Origin of the sequence: Streptomyces sp. NBC_00377 (assembly GCF_036075115.1) — a bacterium.
Lineage (GTDB): Bacteria > Actinomycetota > Actinomycetes > Streptomycetales > Streptomycetaceae > Streptomyces.
Map to the genome: position 1 here is coordinate 2,313,270 of NZ_CP107958.1, position 21,130 is coordinate 2,334,399.

Below are 21,130 nucleotides of genomic sequence, written 5' to 3' on the forward strand. Positions count from 1 at the left end.
GCCGACGGCCCCTCCTGTCGGTGTGGCCGCCGCCGGGTACGAGGAGTGCGGAGTGTGACGTCCGTGCCCTCCGCGGGCGCGTGCACCCGAGCGCTCCCCGGAGCCTCCCGCAGGCGTTCTTGACAGTTTCCGGAGACCATGGGGTACTGCGGATGCGAAGGCCGGACGGACGAATACGGGGGTGAGTCCTCTGCCGGAGCCGCGCTACCCCACTGTGACCGAACTGACTTCCGCCGCCCGGGCGTTGACCGCGCGCCAACCCGGTCTGTGCGTCCTGCGGCAGGTGGGGGTCTCCCGTGCGGGCCGGCCTCTTCACCTGCTGTCCGTGGGACACGCCCGGCGGGCCGTGCTCGTCGTCGCGGGTGCTCACGCCAACGAGCCGACCGGGGGCTCGACACTGCTGGCGCTCGCCGAACGGGCCGTGCAGGAGAGGGAGTTGCGGGACGGGACGTCCTGGCACTTCCTGCTGTGCGCGGATCCCGACGGGGCGAGTCTGCATGTGACCCCGGCGCCGCGCAGCCTGCTGGAGTACCATCTGGGCTTCTTCCGGCCCGCAGGTCCCGAGCAGCCGGAGTGGTCCCCCGCCGTGCTGCCGCCGGACCGCCTGCCGCCCGAGACGCGCGCGCTGATCCGGGTCATCGACGAGCTGCGGCCCTACCTCCAGGTGACCCTGCACGGCACCGATCTGGGCGGCAGCTGGGTGCAGCTGACCAAGGACATCCCGGGTCTCGCCGAGCCCTTCGCCAAGTCCGCCGCCCAGCTGCACATTCCGGTGGAGACGGGCGCCTCCGACGCGGCGGGCTGGCCCGCGTCCGGACCCGGTGTGCACGTGATGCCGGCCGCCGGGGTGGGGGCCGCGTACCCGAGCATGCCGGACGACGCACGGCACAGCACCTGGTACCACGCCCATCGCTACGGCGGTCTGACCGCGGTGGTGGAGGTGCCGATGTGGGCGAGCGACATGGTGGACGACCCGGCCCCGCACCCCGCCCCGGCCGCGGCGATACGGCGGCTGGCGCGGCGGCTGCTGCGGGACACGACGGAGGTGGAGCGGGTCCTCCTCGAGGCACTGCCGCGTCTGGAGGGCGTCGACGGGCCCCTGCTGCGGGCGGCGAAGTGGGGGCTGGAGCTGGTGCCGGGACTGGCCGCGGACTGGACGGACACCCCGCCCGCCAGCACGACGATGGCCTACGTCGGGAGCGTGGACGCCTTCGCCCGCCGGCTGCCGCTGCGGGCGGCGGCGATGCTGTGGCGGGTGCTCCAGGAGAGCGACGATCACGCCGCTCCGCGTCTGGAGCAGCTCGTCGAGACGTGGAGCGATGCCTTCGCCTACCGCTTCCGTGCCCGGTGGGTGCCTCTGGAGCACCAGGTCGAGCACCAGTCCCGCACGGTAGTGGCGGCGGCCCTGCACGCCCGTGAACGGGCGGCCTGAGGGCGGCGCCGGGCCGGGTGGGGCCAGGACGGCGAGCCCGGGCCGGGTGGGGCCGGGACGGCGAATCCGGGCCGGGTGGGGCCAGGACGGCGAATCCGGGCCGGGTGGGGCCGGGACGGCGAATCCGGCCGCGCGGGACCGGGACAGCGAATCCGGGCCGCGTGGGACCGGGACAGCGAGCCCGGGCCGGGTGGCCACGGGCAGACGCCGTCCGTGGCCACCCGGTGCGGGTCAGGCCTCGGGCACCTCCTGGTCGTCCAGGGCGAACACGGCCCCCGTGAGCGCCTCCCGCTCGCAGTCGTTGCCGAACGTGCGCTGGTAGTCGACCGGGCGTCCGTTCCACCGGCCCTGCGCGCGCACGGTCACCGGCGCGTACACGAGCGTGCAGACGCGCCCGCTGTCCCCGGTGAGGGCGTCGACGTTCCCGTCGGCGCGTGCCAGGACGTCGCAGGCCTCCGCGGCGCGGGAGTGGCCCTGGGGCGGGTCGCACAGCAGCAGGGTCCCCCGGGTGTCGCTGGAGCGGGAGTCGCCGTGGGTGACGGTGAGCTGGAGCCAGTTGCCGGGCAGGCCGTCGTGGGAGACCGCGACGGCGGGGGCGGCGCCGGCGGCGAGGAGGAGGGCGGCGGCCGGGAGCGCGCGGCGTACGGCTTTCGCCGACCGGAGACAGGTGAGGAAGGTCGTCATTCCCGATGCATCGGCACGGCCGGCTCCGTACCCCAGTCCGACTCACCCGAACGGGCACCGGCGGGTTCGGCGGCACGGCGGCCCGCCAGCTCGAACGCGGCCAGCACGACCCGCGCCTGGTACTCCGCCTGCCGCGCGACGGGGATCCAGCGCGCCCCGCACTCCTCCTGGTATCCGGCGCACCAGGCGTCGATCAGGCCGTCCAGCTCCGGCAGCGCGCCGGCGGGATCGCGGCCGGTGGCGGTGACGAGCTGGTGCAGCAGGCCCGCCGTCCGCACGGCGATACGGCGGCCGGCGATGCGCAGGGCGGCCAGGTGGCCGGCATTGAGCGGGGGCAGCGGGCGGGCGGGGTCGGCGGTGGCGGGGTCCCAGGCGTCCGCCAGGCCGGGGCAGACCAGTACGTAGTCGTCGACCGGGGCGAGCAGACGGGCCGCGTCGGGGGCGCCCGTGAGGTGGGGCCGCACCCGCGTGAGGATACGTTCCAGCAACTGTGCGTCATGGCGCAGGGCGGCGCTCACCGTGCGCAGCACCGCGTCCCGGTCGGCGGGCGGCGAGCCGTCCTCCACGGCGGCGACGCCCCACATGGGCGCCTCGACGACCGCGGTGACCGTGCCGTACCGGTGCGGGTGGTACCAGGTCGACTCGACGGCGGCCTCGGTGATGGCGGCGGCGCGGTCGCCCCGGTGCGGTGGCGGGATCCGGTAGACGGCGGGTCCCAGACAGGGCCAGTACAGGGTGTCGTAGGGCCCGAGCTCACGGGGGATGCCGAGGCGGGCGGCGGCGTGGGCGACGCGCCGGGAGAGCCCGGGCAGGTCGCGGGTGAGTTCCACGAAGGCGCCGCCGACGTCGACACCGTGCAGCGAGCACTGGAAGAAGGGTTTCAGTTCGTCCTGGAGCCGCAGCAGCGTACGGGTCTCCGGCAGCGCGGCGGCGGCCGCGCCGTCGGGCAGCCACTCCGGCTGTTCCAGGAAGCCCGGCCGGAAGAAGTGCCGGAAGTAGCGGCCGAGGCTGTAGGGACCGGAGAGCCAGTCCTCGTTGCGGCGCAACCCGTCGGGGTCGAGGCAGAGCAGCAGGTTCCAGGTGGCGTCGGCGCCGACGGTGAGCCGCGGATCGGCCAGGACGCGTTCGGCCAGCCGCAGGACGGTGGCCCCGCCGACCGGCTCGTTCGCGTGCGGTCCGGCGACCACGAGGGCCTGGCGGGCGCCCCGGCCGACGGAGAGCAGCCACAGGGGCGAGCCGGCGCGCGAGACCCCGACGCGGCGCAGCCGGACGTCCCCGGAGCTGCGGACGGCGAGCGCTGCCGCGCGGGCCGCGAGTTCGTCCACGGTCGGGTAACGGAGGAGTGGCGGCAGGGCACACCTCCACAAGGCGGTGCCGTCGGTTCACCTGGCGTATCTGGTGTACGCACAGTGAGTCATGAGCCGGGGGTACGTCAACACCGCGACACAGGTGGCGACTTGGGCGATCTGGGACGACCGGGGCGGACCGGTGGGCCGCATCGTCTGGGCGGTGCGCCCCGCTCCGCGGGTTCACGGCCGGCCGTACGGGCCGACGGGCCGCCCCGCCGGCGTCGAGCGCGCCCCCGGGAGCCGCGACGCGAAACCGGCCCGCGGGCCGCGCGACGGAGAGGCGGGTCCGCGGGTCAGTTCACCGAGAGACGGAAGGCCATCCGGCCGAAGGCGACCTGGTCGCCCTCGCGGACCACGGCGGCGCCGATGACCCGGCGTCCGTTGACCGTGGTGCCGTTGGTCGAGCCGAGGTCGCGCAGGATCCACATCCCGCCCTGGCGGCTCAGTTCGGCGTGCACCCTGGAGACGCTCTCGTGGGTCAGCCGCAGGCCGCTCGCGGGGTCGCGGCCGATGCGCAGCGCCCGCTCGGTCCCGGGGTGCGGCAGCAGCAGCTTGGGCAGCCGCTCGGCCTGCCAGGCGCGGCGCACCCGGACGGTGAAACCGGAGACCGCCTCGACGGTGCCGAAGAGGGCCCGGGAGAACCGGTTCTCCCTGGCCAGGTCGGCGGTGAGCACGGCGAGCTCGTCGGAGCGGCGGGCGACGAGAGCCAGCTCCATGCGCCGGATGAACGTGTCGTGCGACAGACGCCCCATGGCGACGCCGTCACGCAGCACCTTCAGCGCCCGGTCCCGCTCCACGTCGGACAGCCGCGCGGGGTACGTGTTGAACTCGAAAGACGACGTCACGGTGGTGATTGTCGGTCAGCGGGCTCCGGGTGTCCAGAAGACCAGGAAATGCGCGGCACACGCGCGTGCCGCCAATGGGAGTGTTACAAAAGCGGATTGACCTCGGGTGGAGCACGATGGAGGGGACGGGCTACATCACGGTGAGCAGATCAAGGGGAACCGTCCGTGCAGTTCGAGGTGTGGGCACCGCAGGCCGAACGTGTGACGCTCCAGTGCGACGGCGTCACCCGCGCGTTGGAGCGCGATCCGGACCGGGCGGGATGGTGGACCGGCGAGGCGGAGGCCTCGGACGGCTCGCGGTACGGGTTCGCGGTGGACGACGGGCCCGTCCGCCCCGACCCCCGCTCACGGCGCCAGCCGGACGGCCCGGACGGGCTGAGCGCGCTCGTCGACCAGGCACGCCACGAGTGGCGTACGCAGTGGTCCGGCCGGCCGCTGGCGGGCGCGGTCCTGTACGAGCTGCACGTGGGCACGTACACCCGGGAGGGCACGCTCGACGCGGCAGCCGAACGCCTGCCGCATCTCGTCGAACTCGGCGTGACACACGTGGAGTTGATGCCGCTGGCGGCCTTTCCCGGCCGGCACGGCTGGGGGTACGACGGGGTGGCGCCGTGGGCGGTGCACGAGCCGTACGGCGGCCCGCAGGCGCTGAAGCGGTTCGTCGACCGCGCCCACGCGCTCGGTCTGGGCGTCGTCCTGGACGTCGTCCACAACCACCTGGGGCCTTCCGGCAACTACCTGCCCGTGTTCGGCCCGTACTTCACGGAGACGCACCACACGCCGTGGGGCGCCGCCATCAACCTGGACGCGCCCGGCTCCGACGAGGTGCGCGCCTACCTGCTGGGCAGCGCGCTGGCCTGGCTGCGCGACTACCGGCTGGACGGGCTGCGGCTGGACGCGGTGCACGCGCTGGCCGACACGCGCGCGTGCCATTTCCTGGAGGAGCTGTCGTCGGCGGTCGACGCGCTCGCCGCGGAGACGGGCCGGCCCCTGTTCCTGATCGCCGAGTCCGACCTGAACGACCCGCGGCTGATCACACCGCGCCGTGAGGGGGGCCTCGGGCTGCACGCGCAGTGGAACGACGACTTCCACCATGCCCTGCACACCGCGCTCACCGGCGAGTCCCAGGGCTACTACGCGGACTTCGCACGCGACCCCTTCGCCGCGATCGCCAAGACCCTCACCGGCGGCTTCTTCCACGACGGCACGTATTCCGGCTTCCGCGGCCGGGGCCACGGCCGTCCGCTGGACCGCTCCCGCCTGCCCGCGCACCGGCTCCTCGGCTACACCCAGACCCACGACCAGATCGGCAACCGGGCCCTGGGCGACCGCCTCGCCGCGTCCCTCTCCCCCGGCCTGCTGGCCTGCGCCGCGGCACTGACGCTGACCGCCCCGTTCACGCCGATGCTCTTCATGGGCGAGGAGTGGGCGGCGGGCACGCCCTGGCAGTACTTCACCGACCACACCGACCCGGAGCTCGCCGAGGCCGTACGGCGGGGCAGGCGGCGGGAGTTCGCGGCGCACGGCTGGGCCGAGGAGGACGTGCCCGACCCGCAGGACCCGGCGACACGCGAGCGCTCGTGCCTGGACTGGTCGGAACCGGAACGCGAGCCCCACGCGCGCGTGCTCGCCTGGTACCGCGAGCTGATCGCGCTGCGGCACGCGACCGCGGACCTCACCGATCCCGACCTGGCCGACATCAAGGTCGCCTACGACACGCAGGCCCGCTGGCTGGCGTTCCGGCGCGGCGACGTCCGGGTGGCCGTCAATCTCGGCAAGGCGCCGGCGGCGATCCCCCTGGGTCCTCGCCCGGCCCGGGTGCTCGCCGCCTGGGATCCGGTGGACGTACCCGGCCCGGACGGGCTGCTGCACGTGCCCGGTGAATCGTGCGTGGTGCTGGAGCAGGAGTGAGTCGGAACCGGAGGATCGGGGGGGGAGCGGGGTGTGGCGGGCAGCGGGGAGTGACCTCCTTCGCCCGCCCCTGCCCCGCCCTCGCGCCCAGGCCCCTCTCACGCCTCTTCGTCCGGCCCGTCCGCCCCGATCTCGCCCTCTTCGCGGAACTCCGTCACGCGCTCCAGCAGGATCGCCTCCCAGGCCCGTGCCAGCTGGGTCCGCGGGAGGGTGAGCGCTTCGGCGTCCCGGGGGCCGGCGGCGCGGCCGTCGAGGCGTTCCGCGAGGCGGACGACGGTGTCGCAGCGGGCCAGCCACAGGCCGCGCAGACAGGGGCGGGCTCCGTAACCGGCGAGGGTGGCGGCGCGGACGGCGGCACCGGAGCCGACGGCTAGGGCGAGCCCGGCGATGTCCTCGGCGGGGTCCCCGAGGACCGCGCCGGTCCAGTCGAGGACGCCCCGCACCCGGCCGTCGGCGCTCACCACCAGGTGCTCGCCGCGCAGAGCGTGGTGGACGAGGACGGCGCCGGCGGGCTGGGCGGCGAGCTGGGCCGCGCCGGGCGAGGTGAGCTGGTGGAGCCGGGCGGGGTCGAACTCGTCGGCGCGGGCGAGGCGTTCGGCGACGGCCACGGCCATCCGGCGCAGCGCCTCCAGGGAGCGCGGGGCGGCACGTGGCACGCCGAGCGCCTCGGCCTGCCGGGGCGGCACCTCGCGCAGCCCTCTCAGCAGCCCGGCGAGGTCTGCTTCGCCGACGGCGGACACGTCGTGCTCCTCGGCGGTGCCGCCGGGCAGCTTGGTGTCGAGGGTGTACACCAGCCCCGGCGACCAGTCGCCGTGCGCGACGCTGGTGGGCACGGCGACCTGGACGTACGGGCGGACGAGGTCGCGCAGCCGCAGTTCGCGGCGGCGGCGCAGGGCCGTCTCACGGTCCGTGGCCAGGCGCAGCACATGGCGGGTGCCGACCCACCAGGTGGACGGCGAGCCGCCCTCGACGACGGGCCGTACCTCGGGTCCCGAGCGGCTCGCGCCGCCCTCCTCGAGGAGAGCGCGGACCAGCCGGCGGACGGTGTCCGCGGTGGGTGTCGGTGCCTGACTCATGATCGCGCCGTTGCCGTTCGGAGGGATGCCGGGGACTCCTGGGGGGGGTGGGGTCAGCCCACCAGGACCAGCTCGCGGGTGGTGTCGTTGAGACGGCGACCGCCGTCCTCGGTGACGGTGACGATGTCCTCGATGCGCACGCCGAACCGTCCCGGCAGGTAGACGCCGGGCTCCACGGAGAAGCACATGCCGGGCACCAGGGGCCGCTCCTCGCCCTCGATCATGTACGGCGGCTCATGGGTGGTGACGCCGATGCCGTGCCCGGTGCGGTGGATGAAGTACGCGCCGTACCCGGCGTCGGCGATCACCGCACGGGCGGCGCGGTCGACCTCCTGGCAGGCGACTCCGGGCCGCACCGCACGGAAACCCGCCTCCTGGGCCTCGCGCACGACGTCGTGGACCCGCCGCTCCTCCTCGGTGGGTTCGCCGACGTGCACGGTGCGGGAGGTGTCGGAGCCGTAGCCGTCCTTGAGCCCGCCGAAGTCGAGGACGACCATGTCGCCGTCCTCGATGGTCCGGTCGCCGACCTCGTGGTGCGGGTTGGCGCCGTTCGGTCCGGAGGCGACGATGGTGAAGTCGACCTGGGAGTGCCCGGACCGGCGCAGCAGGTCGGCGAGGTCGGCGCCGACCTCCGTCTCCCTGCGCCCGCTGAAGCGGACCTTGCGGATCTCCTCGAACGTGGCGTCCGCGGCCGCTCCCGCGGCCGCCATCAGCTCCAGCTCCGCCGCGTCCTTGACGGCGCGCAGCATCGGCAGGGCCTCCGTGAGGGAGGCGTAGGAGGTGGCGGGCAGCGCCTTCTGGAGGCCGAGCAGGTGCATCGCCCAGGCGTTGTCGCTGATCCCGAACCGGCCGCCGGTGCCGAGGAGGCCGGCGGTGGCGGCGTAGGGGTCCTTGCCGTCGGTCCAGTCCCGCAGGGTGAGCGCGGGGGCGCCGGCCGCCTTCGCGGCGTCGGGGGCCTCCAGCGTCGGCACGACGAGGACGGGGTCCCGGCCGGGGGTGAGGACGAGCAGGGTGAGCCGTTCGGTCGCGGCGGTGGGCGCGTAACCGGTGAGCCATACGAGGTCGGGTCCGGGCGCCACGAGAAGGCCGGCGAGTCCGGCCTCGGCGGCCTCGCGCGCGGCCCGCTGCATGCGGGCCCGGTAGTCGTCGGCGGTGAAGGGCGCGGTGCCGGTCATCCGGACCTCCCGGTAAGGACGTGGTGACTGACGTGTGACGGACGTGGTGACGCGGCCGTGACGACCACGGGCAGCATCCTGCCCTTAGGGACGGGGTCGCGCGAGCCGGTTGGCGAGGTTTCGGGCGGCCGGTCCGTCGGTCGGGGGTCATGGACAGCCCTGTGCCCGTCCCGGGTCCGTCCGTCGGGCGTCAGCCGTCCGGCGCCCTCCGCAGGCCGGGGAGCACGGCGGCGCCGACCACGCCCAGCACGTTCGAGGGGGGGAGCGGCGGCTGCGCGCGGCCGCGCAGCGACTGCTCGACGATGGGCAGGGTGCTGTCCGGGGGATGCGGCGAGAGGTCGGGGCCGCTCAGGCAGGCCGCAGGGAGGAGCCGCGGACGGCGCTCACGGTGGCGGGCGGCCGTCCGAGGTGGCCCGTGGTCCGCCCGGTGGTCGCGGCGAGGGGCCGGGGGCCCGGGGCCCGGGGCCCGGTGGCGCGGGCGGCCCTGCGGACCGCCTCTCACGTGACGACTCCGGGGGTCACCGTCAGCCACCTGTACCCACCGTCACGGTGACGTACCGTCATGGTGATCCTCACGCCCGGACGTGCCTCCTCGACCGCACCGGCGAGGTCCGTCGCCGAGCCGATCCCGGTGCCGCCGAACTTCAGCACGACGTCGCCGCGGACCAGGCCCGCCGTCCAGCCGGGGCCCGGAACGTGGACGGCGACGATCTCGGCACCCGTGCGCTCGGCGTCCACGGCCTCCAGGCCCAGGGTGGCGCGGGGCGGGCGCGGCGGCACGGTGGCCGTCCGTGACGACCCTGACAGCCCTGACAGCCCGGACAGCGGGGACGACCCGGACGGCAGAGCCGGCCCGGCCCGGCCCGGGGCCGACCCGGCGCCCGGTGCGCCCGGCTCAGCGTGCCGTTGCAGCCCGGCCGGCCCGTTCATGCCGATGACCGTCACCCCCACGGTGCCGAGTCCGACGCCGGTCAGGACCAGGACGGCGCCGGCGAGCAGACCGAGCAGCAGGGTCGTCAGCCGTCGGCCGCGACGGCGCGCGGCGTGCGGGCGCCGTCCCTGGCCACCCGGCCCGGCACCGCCGCCGGGCTCGGAACCGGGCAGGGGCTTGGGACGCAGCGCTGTCTCTTCCATGGATCGCCTCCGGCTGGCGATCTACCCGCCGGCCGCGCGCGTCACGAGCCACGAACGAGTGAGACTGACCCAGGGGCAGGGGAGGCAGGGCCGGGCCCCACCGTGCGTCACGGGCGGGCGGCCACGCCCTTGCCGGAGATCAGGAGGTGCGGAGCCGGTGGCGTCGGCGCGACGTCCGGGCGGAAGCCGTGGGTGCGGCGGCCCAGGTACTCCGCCTTGTAGCGGTCGACCTCTCGGTGCCAGTGGAGGATGCCGGCCAGCCAGTTCTGAAGATCGGCGACATAGTTCCCCATGGCCTCGCGCGCCTCGGCCGACAGGCCGAAGTCGTCGTAGAGAAGAGGCAGTTCGTGCGCGACCACATGCTCGAACTGCTCCATGCGCCGGGTCATCAGGTCGTGGACGATGCCGAGCGCGGTCGGATAGTCGCAGCCGAAGAAGTTCTGCACGACGAGGATCGCGTTGTGCATCTCGCCCTCGAACTCGATCTCCTTCTGGTACGAGAAGACGTCGTTGGTGAGACAGGCGTAGTCGACGGCCGCGTTCTCCAGCGCCCGCACGACGCCACTGCGGTAGATCTCCGGCGGCACGGCCGGGCCCTGGCCCATACGGCACAGGCTCAGCGTGAGGTCGGAGCCGAAGGTCGCGCGGCGCATCTCCAGGTAGTCGACCGGGTCGGGCACGCGGTTCTGGAACTGGTTGGACAGCTCCCACACCCAGCTCTCGGTCATCGTGTCGACCGCGTCGCGCAGGGTCCGCCGCTGGTCGGGGGTCATCTCGGCGGTGGTGCGCGCCCACAGGTCGATCAGTGCCCGCTCCATGCCGTTGACGGGGACGACGGGCGCCGCCTCACCGTCGACGGGCATACAGGCGGACAGCCGGGCCGTGCTCAGGCGGGCGGCGGCGAGGTCGCGGCGGTTACCGAAGACGAGCGGGTAGTAGTCGTCGCCGTAGGTGCCCCAGGCGAGCCACTGGGCGCTGAGGTCGAGCGCCTCCGGGGTGGCGTCCGGGTCCAGGCCGGCCGAGCACAGCGGGAGGTCGTAGGCGGCGAGTTTGTCCTCGTCCCAGACACCCTCCTCCAGGATGCCCATCCGGTGCGACCAGGCCCTCAGACGCGGGCGGCACGCCTCCAGGTGCGGGCTGAACTCCACCGGGAAGGGCATGTGGAAGTCGGGCAGCAGCGACGGGCCGACCTGCTGGAACGGCACGTGGACGTAGGCCCGCAGCCGCTCCGAGGCGGCCGAGGCGAGCAGCGCGCCGACGTCGGCGGCGGAGGTGCCGGGCCCGGTCAGCCTCTGCCAGGGCGCGTCGGTGGTGGCGCCCTTGTTCATGTACCGGCTGGAGCGCATGTGCCACTCATGGCCGCCGGACTGCCAGTCCTGGAGGCCCTTGGTGTAGGCGGCGATCGCGAGGACCTCGTCGGGGGTGAGGCCCTTCTCCAGGGCCACCGCGGGCACTTCGGTGAACGCGGTGTGCTCGAACTGGTGGAGGCGGGAGGTCAGGATGTCGTTGACGGTGTCGGCGGCCTCCTGGGTGGTGCAGCCGAAGAACGTCTCCAGCACGAGCACGCCGTTGCTGTTCTCGCCCTCGTCCTCGACCTCGCGCTGGTAGGAGAACAGGTCGTTGCGCAGGTGGACGGCGTCGGAGAAGGTCTCCATCAGCACCCTGAGGGGCCTCGACCCGGCGACCGCGGCCGGCACCTCGGCGGTCGCGTACTCCACGAGCCCCGCCGACCAGGGCGCTCCGCCCACCTTGCGCCGCATCTCGATGTATTCGACGGGGTTGGCGATCCGCCCCTCGTTGATGTTGGACAGCTCCCACATCGACTCGTTGAGCAGGTGTTCCGTCGCGACGGCGAAACGGCGCCGCCAGTCCTGCGACATGGCCGGCACCGTGCGCGCCCACAGGTCGGCGAGGCCCGCCTCGACCGGGTTCTGCGGCTCGGGCACGGGTGTCGACAGGTCCAGCGGCATGAACAGCGGCAACCGGTCCAGGTGGGCCTTGCCGGCCGCGCGGTCCGGGGTGCGCTTGAACATGTCGAGGAAGTGGTCGTCGAAGAAGAACACCCACACGTACCAGTCGGTGATCAACGACAGTGCGGGACCGTCGCAGTCGGGATGGGTGTAGGCGCACAGCAGGCCGTAGTCGTGCGCCTCCAGGTCGGCCTGTCCCCAGATCCCGGACCCCTCCAGCATGCCCATGTCGCGGGCCCACTGCGTGGAGTGGGCCCGCGCCTCCTCGACGTGCGGGTTCAGCCGCGCGGGATGCGGCATGTAGAAGTGCGGGAGTTCGAACGGTTGCGTCATGGCCGGGCCCTACCCGGGGGCCGGAACCGTCATCCGCGGCGCGGCACATGATCACACCATCGCGTGAACCGGGGGCGCGATGCCGTGCGCCGTAGGGGACTTGGCACCCTCGCCGTTGCCGCCCTCCGGCGACCTGCGCGTCCTCCAGGGATCATGGACGGCGGCGGGCCGGCGTGCTGATCAGGTCGCGTTCACCCGGCGGTTCGGTGCGGTTCGCGGTGCCGGGGACGTCACTCCCGGACCTGGATGAGTGCGTGTGTTCCCCCGGTGCGCCAGCGCTGCCCCTCGGCGGCGACCAGGGCGGCCTCCGTGTCGGCGTCCAGACCGGTGATCACGTCGGACTTCAGTGTGCGCAGGGCCGCGACCGGACCGGGGAAGTACGCGGTGACGTCGGCGAAGGGGGTGGTCGGCGGCCACCGGCTGTCGCCCACCAGACGGCGGTAGTTGAGGTCCCCCTTGACGATCGTCAGGGCGGCCGTCGCGAAGTCGGCGCGCAGGTCGCCCGGCATGGCGGCGTAGGGCAGCGGGGAGGCGGAGAACGGGTGGGCACGGACCGTGAGGGTGCCGTCGGACATGGCCGCCCACAGTCGCCTGCCGTGGTCGCCGGCCGCTCCTCGCGCCGCCGTCAGCCTCCTGAGCGCGTCCACGACGTCGGCCGTCGTGGCGTCGGAGACGTAGTACGGGTACGGCTTCACGTGCAGCACGACGTGGTCGCACCGCCGTTGCTCGAGGAGGTGGGCGGCCAGAAGGAGGTCCGGGATCAGCTCACGGCCCGCGTTGTCGGCGATCAGACACAGGGTGCGGGTACCGGGGGCGTCGGCGTCTGCCCTGCCACCGGCGTCCACACCCGCACCCGCGGCGGCACCCGCAGCCGGGTCCGGCAGCAGCGACCACAGCGTCCCGCTGTCGTCGGCGACCAGTCCCGGTACGGCGGCCCGCTCCTCGGCCTCGGCGTCGGACAGCCGGAAGCCGAGGTCGGCGCGGTTGCCCCAGAGGGAGCCGTGCAGCAGGGCGCGGTCCCGTTCGCCGGGCGGACGGGCCGCCAGGGTGTCGAGGACGTTCAACTCCTCCTCGGTCTCGGGCGCGTCGAGCTCGGCGAGCTTGAAGGGGCGGAACGGGTCGATGCCCTGCCAGGGGCCGGGCCCGAAGTAGGCGACGGCTTCGAGGAGTCGGCGGTAGAAGTAGCTCTCCGACCACAGCCAGGGCACCTCGAACCAGGAGCGGCCGACATACGCGTCGAGACCCCAACCGCGCCACCGGTCCCGGTCCGGCGCCGCGGCCGGGAGCGGTTCGATCACTCCCTCGGTGCAGCTGTCCAGCAGCGCGTCCAGCCCCCGGTGGACGTCGGGACCGTAGGGAAAGGCGTCCCGCACCTGCCGGATGATCGCCGGGTGCCGTTCGGCCAGGACGCTGCGGGGGAAGGAGCCGGGCTCATTGCCGAGGATCACGGGCGGCGCGGAGATGTCGGACATACGGCTCACCGTATCCCGGGGGTGTGTCACGAAAGCCGACCGTCACCCACCCCACACGGCGGGCGACCGGGGCGTCCACCGGCGCCGGCCGGGCCGCCCTTCGATCCCCCGCACCACGACCGGGCCGCCCTCGCTCCCACCACGGCCGGCCACCGGCCGTCACCCGACTGACGGCCGATCACCGGCTGCCGCCGCACCATGGCCGCGCGACGCCCGCGCGTCGGCCGCGCGCCTCGCGTCCCACGTCCCTCACGCCGCCGCCATGATCTCCCGCTCCAGTCGTGCCGCGAGGCTGAGATAGCGCGGCCGGCGCGGTACCGGTACCAGGCCGCGGATGAGGACGTGCCACATCTCGGCCATCCGGCGGGGCAGCCGGCCGGTGGGTTCGCGGGACCGGCCGACGACCCGGGTGCCGACGAAGAAGCAGACCAGTGAGTGGGCCACGGCCTCGACATCCACGTCCGGGTGGAGGTCCGACTCCTTGAGCGCGCCGACGAGCCGGCGCGTGATCAGGTCCAGCAACTCCACGAAGGGGTGCGGCAAGGGCGGTCGGACCGCCACGCCCCCCGTGGCGAGCCGCAGGCCGGCCCGCGCGATCGGGCCTTCGACCGACAGGCGCGTCAGGGCGAACGTCAGACGGATCAGGGCCTCCAGGGAGGCGTAGCCACGGTCGTCGATCTCACCGGCGATCCGGCGGGCGGCCGAGGACTGCAACTCCATGATGGCGTGGGCCAGATCCTCTTTCGCCGCGAAGTGGAAGTAGAGGGCCCCCTTCGTGACGTGAGCGTGCTCGACGATGTCACTGAGGCTTGTCGACTCGTAGCCGTGCCGGTCGAACAGGTCGGCGGCGGCCGTGATGATCGTCGTGCGGGTCTGTTCGGCGCGTAACTGCCTCGCCATCGACTGGTACTCTCCCGGGCCGGTAACGAACGGGTCATGCCGTTTTTTCTTACCCCGCGTACACAATAGCTCACTGTAAGACGGTCATGACGGGGGGACCGGAAGCCGCCGACGCCCCTCGCCTGCCCGCGAGTTGCGCCCTGCCGCCGACCAGTCCCCTCAAGCCTCCCACGGAGAACGTTCCGGCGGCATGGTCGAGCGGGATCAAAAAAGACGGGGTGTGCGGTTTCCGCTTGTGGATCGTTGGAGGAGGGCGTGTGAGAGCGTTCCGGACGACACGTGTCACCGACGGCCGGCACGCCATGGCGCCCTGCGGCCCGCGCACCGGCACCCGCACCCGCACCCGGCCTCGCCTCGCCTCGCCGGAGACGAACAGTGGGCGGGCCGGCCAGTGTCCATCGACACCGGCCGGCCCGCCCACTGTTCGTCGCGCGCGGCGACGTCGAGTTCGCTCAGAAGGTCAGCTTCCAGCTGTTGAGCGTGCCGGTGTCCTGCGCCGCCGTGTCCTGGACGCGCAGCTTCCAGGTGCCGTTGGCGGTCTCGCTCGAGGCGTTCACCGAGTAGGTGGTGCTGACGTTGTCGGCCGAGTCCGAGGAGCTGGCGGCCTTCAGCCGGTAGGCGGTACCGTCCGGCGCCACGAGGTCGATCACCAGGTCGCCGCGGTAGGTGTGGGTGATGTCGACACCGACCTGGAGGGTGCTCGGGGCGTTGCCCGTGCGGCCGCTGACGGTGATGGAGGACTCGACGGCGGAACCGTTGTCCGGGATCGCGAGCGCGGTGGTGTTGGAGAAGGTGGTGCCCCCCGTGGAGCCGCCGGAGCCGCTCACCGCCTGCACCGTCCTGGCCGCGTCCGCCAGACCCGCACCGCAGCCGCCCGAGCACGCGCCGGGCAGCGCGCGGGCGTTGCTCTTGATGGCCGCCTCGATCTGCGCGGGAGTCAGCGTGGAGTTCGCCGACTTGACCAGCGCGACCAGGCCCGCGATGTGCGGGGTGGCCATGCTGGTGCCCTGGTAGTAGGCGTACGACTCGCTCGACGGCGTCTTGGTCCCGGAGTTCAGGGTGGACAGGATGCCGTTCGCGGTGCCGGTGCTGGTCTGGCCGCCGGGCGCCGAGATGTCCACGAGGGAACCGTAGTTGGAGTAGGACGCCCTGGCGCCGGTCCGGTTGGTCGCGGCGACCGATATGACGTTGTTGCAGTTGCCCGGCGAGTGGTTCGCGACGTTGTCGTTCTCGTTGCCGGCGGCCACCACGACGGTCGTGCCCCGGTTCACGGCCGCGGTGATCGCGCTCTGGGTCGCCGAGGTGCACGCCCCGTCGCCGCCCAGGCTCATGTTGATGACCTTGGCGACGTTGGAGTTGGCCGGGACACCGGAGACGGTGCCGCCGGACGCCCAGGTGATGGCGTCGATGATGTCGGAGTCGTAGCCGCCGCACTTGCCGAGCACACGAACAGGGGAGATCTTCGCGCCGTACGCGATGCCCGCGACGCCCTTGCCGTTGTTCGTGACGGCGGCGATGGTGCCCGCCACGTGGGTGCCGTGCCAGGAGGAGGTGCTCGCCGGGATGCCGGAGCCGCACTCGTCGGCCGCGTAGTAGTCGCCCGGGTCCGCCGGGTTGCTGTCACGGCCGTCGCCGTCGACGGAGACCGCGGTGTCGGCGATGAAGTCGTAGCCGCCGACGATGTTCGCGGCGAGGTCGGTGTGGGCGACGTAACCGGTGTCGATGACGGCGACGGTGACGCCGGTACCCGTCGAAGTGGTCCAGGCGCCCGGCACGTTCATGCCCGCGGTGGACTCGAAGAGGTCCCACTGCTTGGTGTACTCGGTGTCGTTCGGGTCGGCCTTCGGCTTGTTCAGCCGGTCCGGGACGACATAGGCGACCTGGGGGTCGGCCCGGTACCGGGCGACGACGTCGGCGACGTCCGCCTTCGTGAGGTCGTCACCCAGGTCGACGAGGGCGGCGCCGGTGCCGAGACGGCGCCGGAAGTCGACGTCCTCGCTGCTCTCCTGGCCCTTGGCCGCGGCGTCGGCCTCGGCGGCGGGGTTCGACTTCGCCTCCGCGGCGCCGGGCTTGTAGCCGACGATGAGGCGCTCGGCCGGGGTGCCGGGCGCGGCCTCGGTCTGGGCGGCGGGCAGAGCAGGGCCCTGGGGGGCTGTGTCCTGGGCGGCGGCCGAAGCGGTCGACGCGGCGGTGAGCAGGGCCGCCGAAGCCGCGGCGACGGATATGAGCTTTCGTCTCAGGGCGGGTGAGGTGCGCAAGGGTGTGCCTTTCGTGACCGGCTCCGGACAGGGCGGAGCGGCGGTCGATTCGCTTCGACGGGGAAGCGGCGGGGGGTGCCTCGAAGGGCGGGGGAAAGGCCGGCCGGGCGCGGGAGCCGACCCCCTCGGGGTTACCTGTGGGTCGGCTGTGCTGGAACGATAGGCAAAGAATCAGTCATCCGGATACAGGGGAATCCCTCGATCCGGCCGGAATCCCACCCTTGACGCACACGACCGGACCGCGGTCGCCCGAATTGATCCCGTCCGGGCGGCGCGGGACTCCGTGGGGCGGTGCGCTGAACGCGGCGGGCCCGGTTCCCGTACTGACGACAGACCGTTCCCGCGCCGGCCGAGGAGACGTCGCCGATGCCCCGCACGACCGCACAACGCACCGCGGCCTTCGCGGCCGCCGCAGTGAGCCCGCTCCTGCTGGGCCTGTGGGCCGCCGGACCCGCCCAGGCGCACGGCGCCCCGACCGATCCGGTCAGCCGGGTGTTCGCCTGCTCCCCCGAGGGCGGCGCCGACGCGGGAACCGCGGCCTGCCGGGCCGCCGTCGACGCGAACGGAAGGTCCTTCGCCGAGTGGGACAACCTGCGGGTGGCGAACGTGAACGGGCGTGACCGGCAGGCCATCCCGGACGGGAAGTTGTGCAGCGGCGGTCTGCCCGCGTACCGGGGACTCGACCTGGCCCGGGCCGACTGGCCGTCGACCCGGCTCACCCCGGGCGGGACGCTGCGTATGACGTACGCCTCGACGATCGCGCACACCGGTACGTTCAAGCTGTATCTGACGAAGCCGGGGTACGACCCGTCGAAGCCGCTCACCTGGTCCGATCTGCCGGCGAGCCCGTTCGCCGAGATCAAGGACCCGGCACTGACGAACGGCGCCTACCACCTCACGGCGAAGCTGCCCGCCGACCGGACGGGACGTCAGATGCTGTACACGATCTGGCAGAACAGCAGTACGCCCGACACCTATTACTCGTGCTCGGACGTGGTGTTCCCGAAGGCGGGTGCGCAGAGCGGGGCCGAGAGCGCGCCGACGACGAAGAAGCCCGTCCCGGCCACGCCGCGGGCGTCCGCGAGCGCGACGCCGGGTCCGTCGGCCCCCGGTCCGTCGTCCCCCGGTCCGTCGGCCTCGACCGCCTCCGGCGCCGTACCCGCACAGGCGGCCGACGGCGCGCGTCCCGAGAGCACCCCGGTGGCGTCCACCACCGGCGGCGGGCCTTCCGCGCCCATGCTGGCGGGCGGCGCCGCTGCGGTGCTGGTGCTCACCGGCGGCGCCGCCCTTGTCGCGCGCCTGCGTCGGCGCTGAACTCCGTTCGCACGGCGCTCAGTCGTGTCTTCGCCGATCGCAGGGCCGACCGTTCTCAGTCAGTTCCGACGTGTTCAGTTGACGGTGACGGGCGCACCCGCGTCGGTCACCGGGGAGTACTTGGCGGTGAAGTAGCCGTTGGCGAAGCAGAGCGACGAGCCGGACGTCTTGGTGAACTGCTGGCTGGTGAAGTTGATGCTGTTGTCATCGTTGTTCGCCGTGCCGGTCAGGCTGGGCGCCTGGTAGACGCAGTTGATGCTGCCCAGCAGGGTGCGCAGCACGACCGTGGTCTGGATGGTGGAGCCGCTCGCCGGGGTCACGGTGACGGTGCCGTCCGAGGCCACGCTCGTGGTGTAGGCCAGGTTGTTGACCGTGACGCCGGTGACGCCGAGCACACCGATGACGTTCGCGGTGCAGCTGCCGAAGGTGTGTCCGGTGAGCGACTCGGTGGCGGTGCCGGGCGCGGTGGGGTTGCCGGTGACCGTGGCGCTGAAGGCGGACGCGGCACAGGAGACGCCGCTGGTCCCGGTCGCGCTGGAGTACAGCGTGGCGGTCGTGCCGGTGGCGAGGGAGGCGTTGAGGACGTCGCCGACGACGACGTCGCCGTTGGCGGTCGTCAGCACCGCGCCGGCCGCGGAGGCCGGGGTGACGGCCGTCAGCGAGAGCGCGGCGACAGTACCGGCGAGGGCGAGGAGGGAGCGAGTGCGCATGCGGGTGCCTCTTTCTCGGAGTGGGGCTTTTTCGGGGGGTCGGTCGTGCAGGGGTGAACCGGCGCGTTGCTGGTCACAACAGGAGGGGGACGCGGTCGGCGTCCGCCGATGCCGGCCCGTGACGCCTTCTCCGTACGTGACGGACCGGCAACGGCGGCCAGCCGGTGACCGTCCGGAGGCACTGGTGAGTGACTCCGAGCGGGCCGGGCGGGGAGGGGCGACCGGTCGCGGCCCGCTGGGGGGAAGCGGCCGTACCGGTGCCGTGGTGGGATCGAGCTCGGGACCGAGTGGCCCTCACTGGCTGAAAAGCGTCCGGGAGCGCGGCGATCTCGCCGCGCTGCGGATCCGGCGCCACGGATCCCGGCTGAGCCAGGGAGAGTTGTAGACCTGATGGGCAGTCAACGTCAAGGTGTTGAGGGTAAGTTGATGTTCCGACAGATGTGAACGTGAGCCTGGCGGATCGGGTGTCCCGCAGGTGGCACAAAATGAACACTCTTTTTCCACATCTCCCTTGACCGTCTGGTGTAACCATCGGTAACTTCCTCGATGGCTACTGCCGCGTAACCAGAAAGCCCTTGCGGTTTCCGGGAGTCGTGAAGGGCGTGCGCGGCAGCCGCTGTCCGCGCCAGGACAACGTGCCACTGAAGCCCAACCCGCATGACCAAGTGCATGGGAGCAGACATGGCCTCGTCCCCGGACGTCAATTCGTCCGCCGACAACACCCCCGAGAACCCCGAAAGCGGTTCCGCAGAGAGACGCGGCCGGGTCCGGCTGCGCCGGGCCGCCGTCATGGCGGTGCCCGCCACCTTCGTCGCCGCAGGGCTCGCGGTCCTCACCGCACAGGGCGCCCTGGGCGTCCAGTTCGCGATCTCCGGCATGCCGTTCGTGGTCACCGCCGACAGGCTCGACGGTGAGGGCTTCGCGCAGTTCGGCGGCCTGGACAACATGATCGAGAACAGCCCCAACCAGGGCGACACCGGCGGCCAGGTCCTGGTCGTCACCTCGGTCGTGAAGAACGGCAAGATCACCAACATGTGCCAGAGCGTCGACCTCGGCGGCATCCAGCTCATCCTCCGGGCCGGCGGGGGCTCCACCCCGGTGAGCGTGAAGAACCTGGCCATCGACTCCGACGAGATCTCGGGCGACGCCGAGTTCAACAACATCGAGATCGGACGCGACTCCAGCACCTTCGACAAGGTCCCGATCCAGGGCCCCGCGGGTGTCTACGGCCAGCAGGCGGACACGGTCGTCATCAAGAACCTGTACCAGCACAACTACGCGGCCACCGCCGCCGTCTTCAAGCTGCCGGGACTCAAGATGAGCTTCTCCAGCCAGGGCTGCAAGTAATGACCTCCACCGAGTGGCGGGACCGCTTCCGGGAGTGGAGGGGCCATCGGCCCTTCGCAGGCGGCGTGCTGCTCGTCCTGGGCGGCGCCGAGATCCTGGTGACCATGAAGGCGCCGCTCCCGGTCATCCTTCATGTGGGTATGCAGGGCCTGGCGGGTTACCTCCTGCCGACCCTGATGGTCGTCTGCGGTCTGCTGATCCTCTTCAACCCGACCCAGCGGCTGTTCTACTCGATCATCGCCATCCTGCTCTCCCTGGGCACCTGGCTGACCTCCAACATCGGCGGCTTCGTCGTCGGCCTCCTGCTGGGGGCCGTGGGCAGCAGCATCTCCTTCGGCTGGCTGCCCGACCAGGAGCCGCGCAAGAGCCGCAGGCAGGAGCGAAAGGAGGCGGGCATGGAGCTGTCCGCCGAGTCCGCCCGCAAGGACGGCCCGCTGTCCGGAGCCGGCGGACTGGCCTGACCCGCGAGTCACGGACCTGACGGCGGCCGTGCGGCCGTACGTCGCTGCACCGGCGGGGCCGGGACGACCTGTGCACCACAGGCCGCTCCCGGCCCCGCCGGTTGTGTCCCCGGCCACAGCACCCCGAGCGCCGGGGCGGCGGAAAGCGCGGACCGGACGGCTCGCCCACACCCGCACCCTCACCCTCGCCCACACCCGGCCGTCGCCGTCGCCCTCGCCCACGCCCTGCCCTCGCCCGGACCACGGTGAGCACTGCCGGCGCCCGCACCCCGCCCGCGCCCGCACGCCCCCTTCCCCGGTGCCCGTACCAGCGCCCGCCGCTCGGGCCCGGGGTCGACGCCGGGCTGCCGCCGAGCGCGGACGTACGGCAGCCCTTCCTCGCCGGGACCACTCCGCACAGCCCGCTGCGCGTGGTCCCCTCCGCGTGGCCCTCGACGCACACCTCCTCCGCACGCCTCCTCCGCGCACCTCCTCCGCGCAGCCGGACCGGCTCCGGACGCGTGGACCCCGCTCCGTCGACGCATTCCCCTTATGGATTGACGATCGGTCAATCCAGCTGCGCATATGCTGCTTCCCGCCCTCGTCACCGCGTTCCGGATCACGATGCGGCAGCAGCACCTCACACCACGTGGTTGCTCACTTGACTACCACCGGTCACACACGGTTGGCTCCGAGCCAACGAATCCCTCTCGCCGGTGCCCACCCCTTCGCTCCGGCGGCGCTCGCCCCGTCCTCCCTGCTCTGCCGCACAGCGAGGTG

At 73.0% G+C, this 21,130-nt stretch carries 16 protein-coding genes; 5 read left to right on the forward strand and 11 right to left on the reverse strand.

What is annotated here, in order from left to right:
• Positions 1–181 precede the first annotated feature (181 nt).
• On the forward strand, positions 182–1,432 hold the full coding sequence (locus OHS71_RS10445) for a M14 family zinc carboxypeptidase (RefSeq protein WP_328479108.1): 1,251 nt from the start codon (positions 182–184) through the stop codon (positions 1,430–1,432).
• A gap of 231 nt (positions 1,433–1,663) precedes the next feature.
• Here the strand turns inward: OHS71_RS10445 and OHS71_RS10450 are convergent, their stop codons facing one another.
• The 3 genes from OHS71_RS10450 to OHS71_RS10460 form a co-directional block, all read right to left on the reverse strand.
• On the reverse strand, positions 1,664–2,116 hold the full coding sequence (locus tag OHS71_RS10450) for a subtilase-type protease inhibitor (protein WP_328479109.1): 453 nt from the start codon (positions 2,114–2,116) through the stop codon (positions 1,664–1,666).
• Positions 2,113–3,441 carry a M14 family zinc carboxypeptidase gene (locus OHS71_RS10455; protein WP_443046900.1) on the reverse strand — a complete coding sequence of 443 codons (1,329 nt, stop codon included), beginning with the start codon at positions 3,439–3,441 and terminating at the stop codon, positions 2,113–2,115. The genes OHS71_RS10450 and OHS71_RS10455 overlap by 4 nt, the downstream gene beginning before the upstream one ends.
• A 317-nt stretch (positions 3,442–3,758) precedes the next feature.
• On the reverse strand, positions 3,759–4,310 hold the full coding sequence (locus OHS71_RS10460) for a DUF1707 and FHA domain-containing protein (RefSeq protein ID WP_328479111.1): 552 nt from the start codon (positions 4,308–4,310) through the stop codon (positions 3,759–3,761).
• A gap of 165 nt (positions 4,311–4,475) precedes the next feature.
• Here OHS71_RS10460 and treZ point away from each other — a divergent pair, with 165 nt between their 5' ends.
• Positions 4,476–6,221 (forward strand): malto-oligosyltrehalose trehalohydrolase, encoded by a 1,746-nt coding sequence (gene treZ, locus OHS71_RS10465; RefSeq protein WP_328479112.1) that lies wholly within the window; start codon positions 4,476–4,478, stop codon positions 6,219–6,221.
• A 98-nt stretch (positions 6,222–6,319) separates the two neighbouring features.
• Here treZ and OHS71_RS10470 read toward each other — a convergent pair whose 3' ends face one another.
• The 7 genes from OHS71_RS10470 to OHS71_RS10500 all read right to left on the reverse strand — a co-directional run bounded on the left by OHS71_RS10470 (position 6,320) and on the right by OHS71_RS10500 (position 16,539).
• Positions 6,320–7,297: an aminoglycoside phosphotransferase family protein gene (locus OHS71_RS10470; protein ID WP_328479113.1), complete on the reverse strand. Its 978-nt coding sequence runs from the start codon at positions 7,295–7,297 to the stop codon at positions 6,320–6,322.
• Between the two features lie 53 nt (positions 7,298–7,350).
• Positions 7,351–8,472, reverse strand: a complete 1,122-nt coding sequence (locus OHS71_RS10475) for an aminopeptidase P family protein (RefSeq protein WP_328479114.1) — start codon at positions 8,470–8,472, stop codon at positions 7,351–7,353.
• Between the two features lie 498 nt (positions 8,473–8,970).
• The gene (locus tag OHS71_RS10480; protein WP_328479115.1) at positions 8,971–9,606 is read right to left on the reverse strand and encodes a PDZ domain-containing protein; all 636 of its coding nucleotides are present in this window, start codon (positions 9,604–9,606) and stop codon (positions 8,971–8,973) included.
• Positions 9,607–9,713: 107 nt separating this feature from the next.
• Positions 9,714–11,909 carry a germacradienol/geosmin synthase Cyc2 gene (gene cyc2 / locus OHS71_RS10485; protein ID WP_328479116.1) on the reverse strand — a complete coding sequence of 732 codons (2,196 nt, stop codon included), beginning with the start codon at positions 11,907–11,909 and terminating at the stop codon, positions 9,714–9,716.
• Positions 11,910–12,139: 230 nt separating this feature from the next.
• Positions 12,140–13,381: a damage-control phosphatase ARMT1 family protein gene (locus OHS71_RS10490; RefSeq protein ID WP_328479117.1), complete on the reverse strand. Its 1,242-nt coding sequence runs from the start codon at positions 13,379–13,381 to the stop codon at positions 12,140–12,142.
• 249 nt (positions 13,382–13,630) lie between these two features.
• Positions 13,631–14,281 carry a ScbR family autoregulator-binding transcription factor gene (locus tag OHS71_RS10495; RefSeq protein WP_328479118.1) on the reverse strand — a complete coding sequence of 217 codons (651 nt, stop codon included), beginning with the start codon at positions 14,279–14,281 and terminating at the stop codon, positions 13,631–13,633.
• Between the two features lie 452 nt (positions 14,282–14,733).
• Positions 14,734–16,539: a S8 family peptidase gene (locus tag OHS71_RS10500; RefSeq protein WP_328479119.1), complete on the reverse strand. Its 1,806-nt coding sequence runs from the start codon at positions 16,537–16,539 to the stop codon at positions 14,734–14,736.
• A gap of 366 nt (positions 16,540–16,905) precedes the next feature.
• On the opposite strand from OHS71_RS10500, the gene OHS71_RS10505 reads away from it, so the two are divergent.
• Positions 16,906–17,853 (forward strand): lytic polysaccharide monooxygenase, encoded by a 948-nt coding sequence (locus OHS71_RS10505; protein WP_328479120.1) that lies wholly within the window; start codon positions 16,906–16,908, stop codon positions 17,851–17,853.
• 74 nt (positions 17,854–17,927) lie between these two features.
• Here the strand turns inward: OHS71_RS10505 and OHS71_RS10510 are convergent, their stop codons facing one another.
• Positions 17,928–18,563: a Tat pathway signal sequence domain protein gene (locus OHS71_RS10510; RefSeq protein ID WP_328479121.1), complete on the reverse strand. Its 636-nt coding sequence runs from the start codon at positions 18,561–18,563 to the stop codon at positions 17,928–17,930.
• Positions 18,564–19,244: 681 nt separating this feature from the next.
• Here OHS71_RS10510 and OHS71_RS10515 point away from each other — a divergent pair.
• Both OHS71_RS10515 and OHS71_RS10520 read left to right on the forward strand, forming a co-directional pair.
• Positions 19,245–19,910 carry a DUF6230 family protein gene (locus OHS71_RS10515; RefSeq protein WP_328479122.1) on the forward strand — a complete coding sequence of 222 codons (666 nt, stop codon included), beginning with the start codon at positions 19,245–19,247 and terminating at the stop codon, positions 19,908–19,910.
• Positions 19,910–20,371, forward strand: coding sequence for a DUF6114 domain-containing protein (locus tag OHS71_RS10520; RefSeq protein WP_328479123.1), 462 nt, complete (start codon positions 19,910–19,912; stop codon positions 20,369–20,371). Before OHS71_RS10515 ends, OHS71_RS10520 begins: the two co-directional genes overlap by 1 nt.
• Positions 20,372–21,130 lie beyond the last annotated feature (759 nt).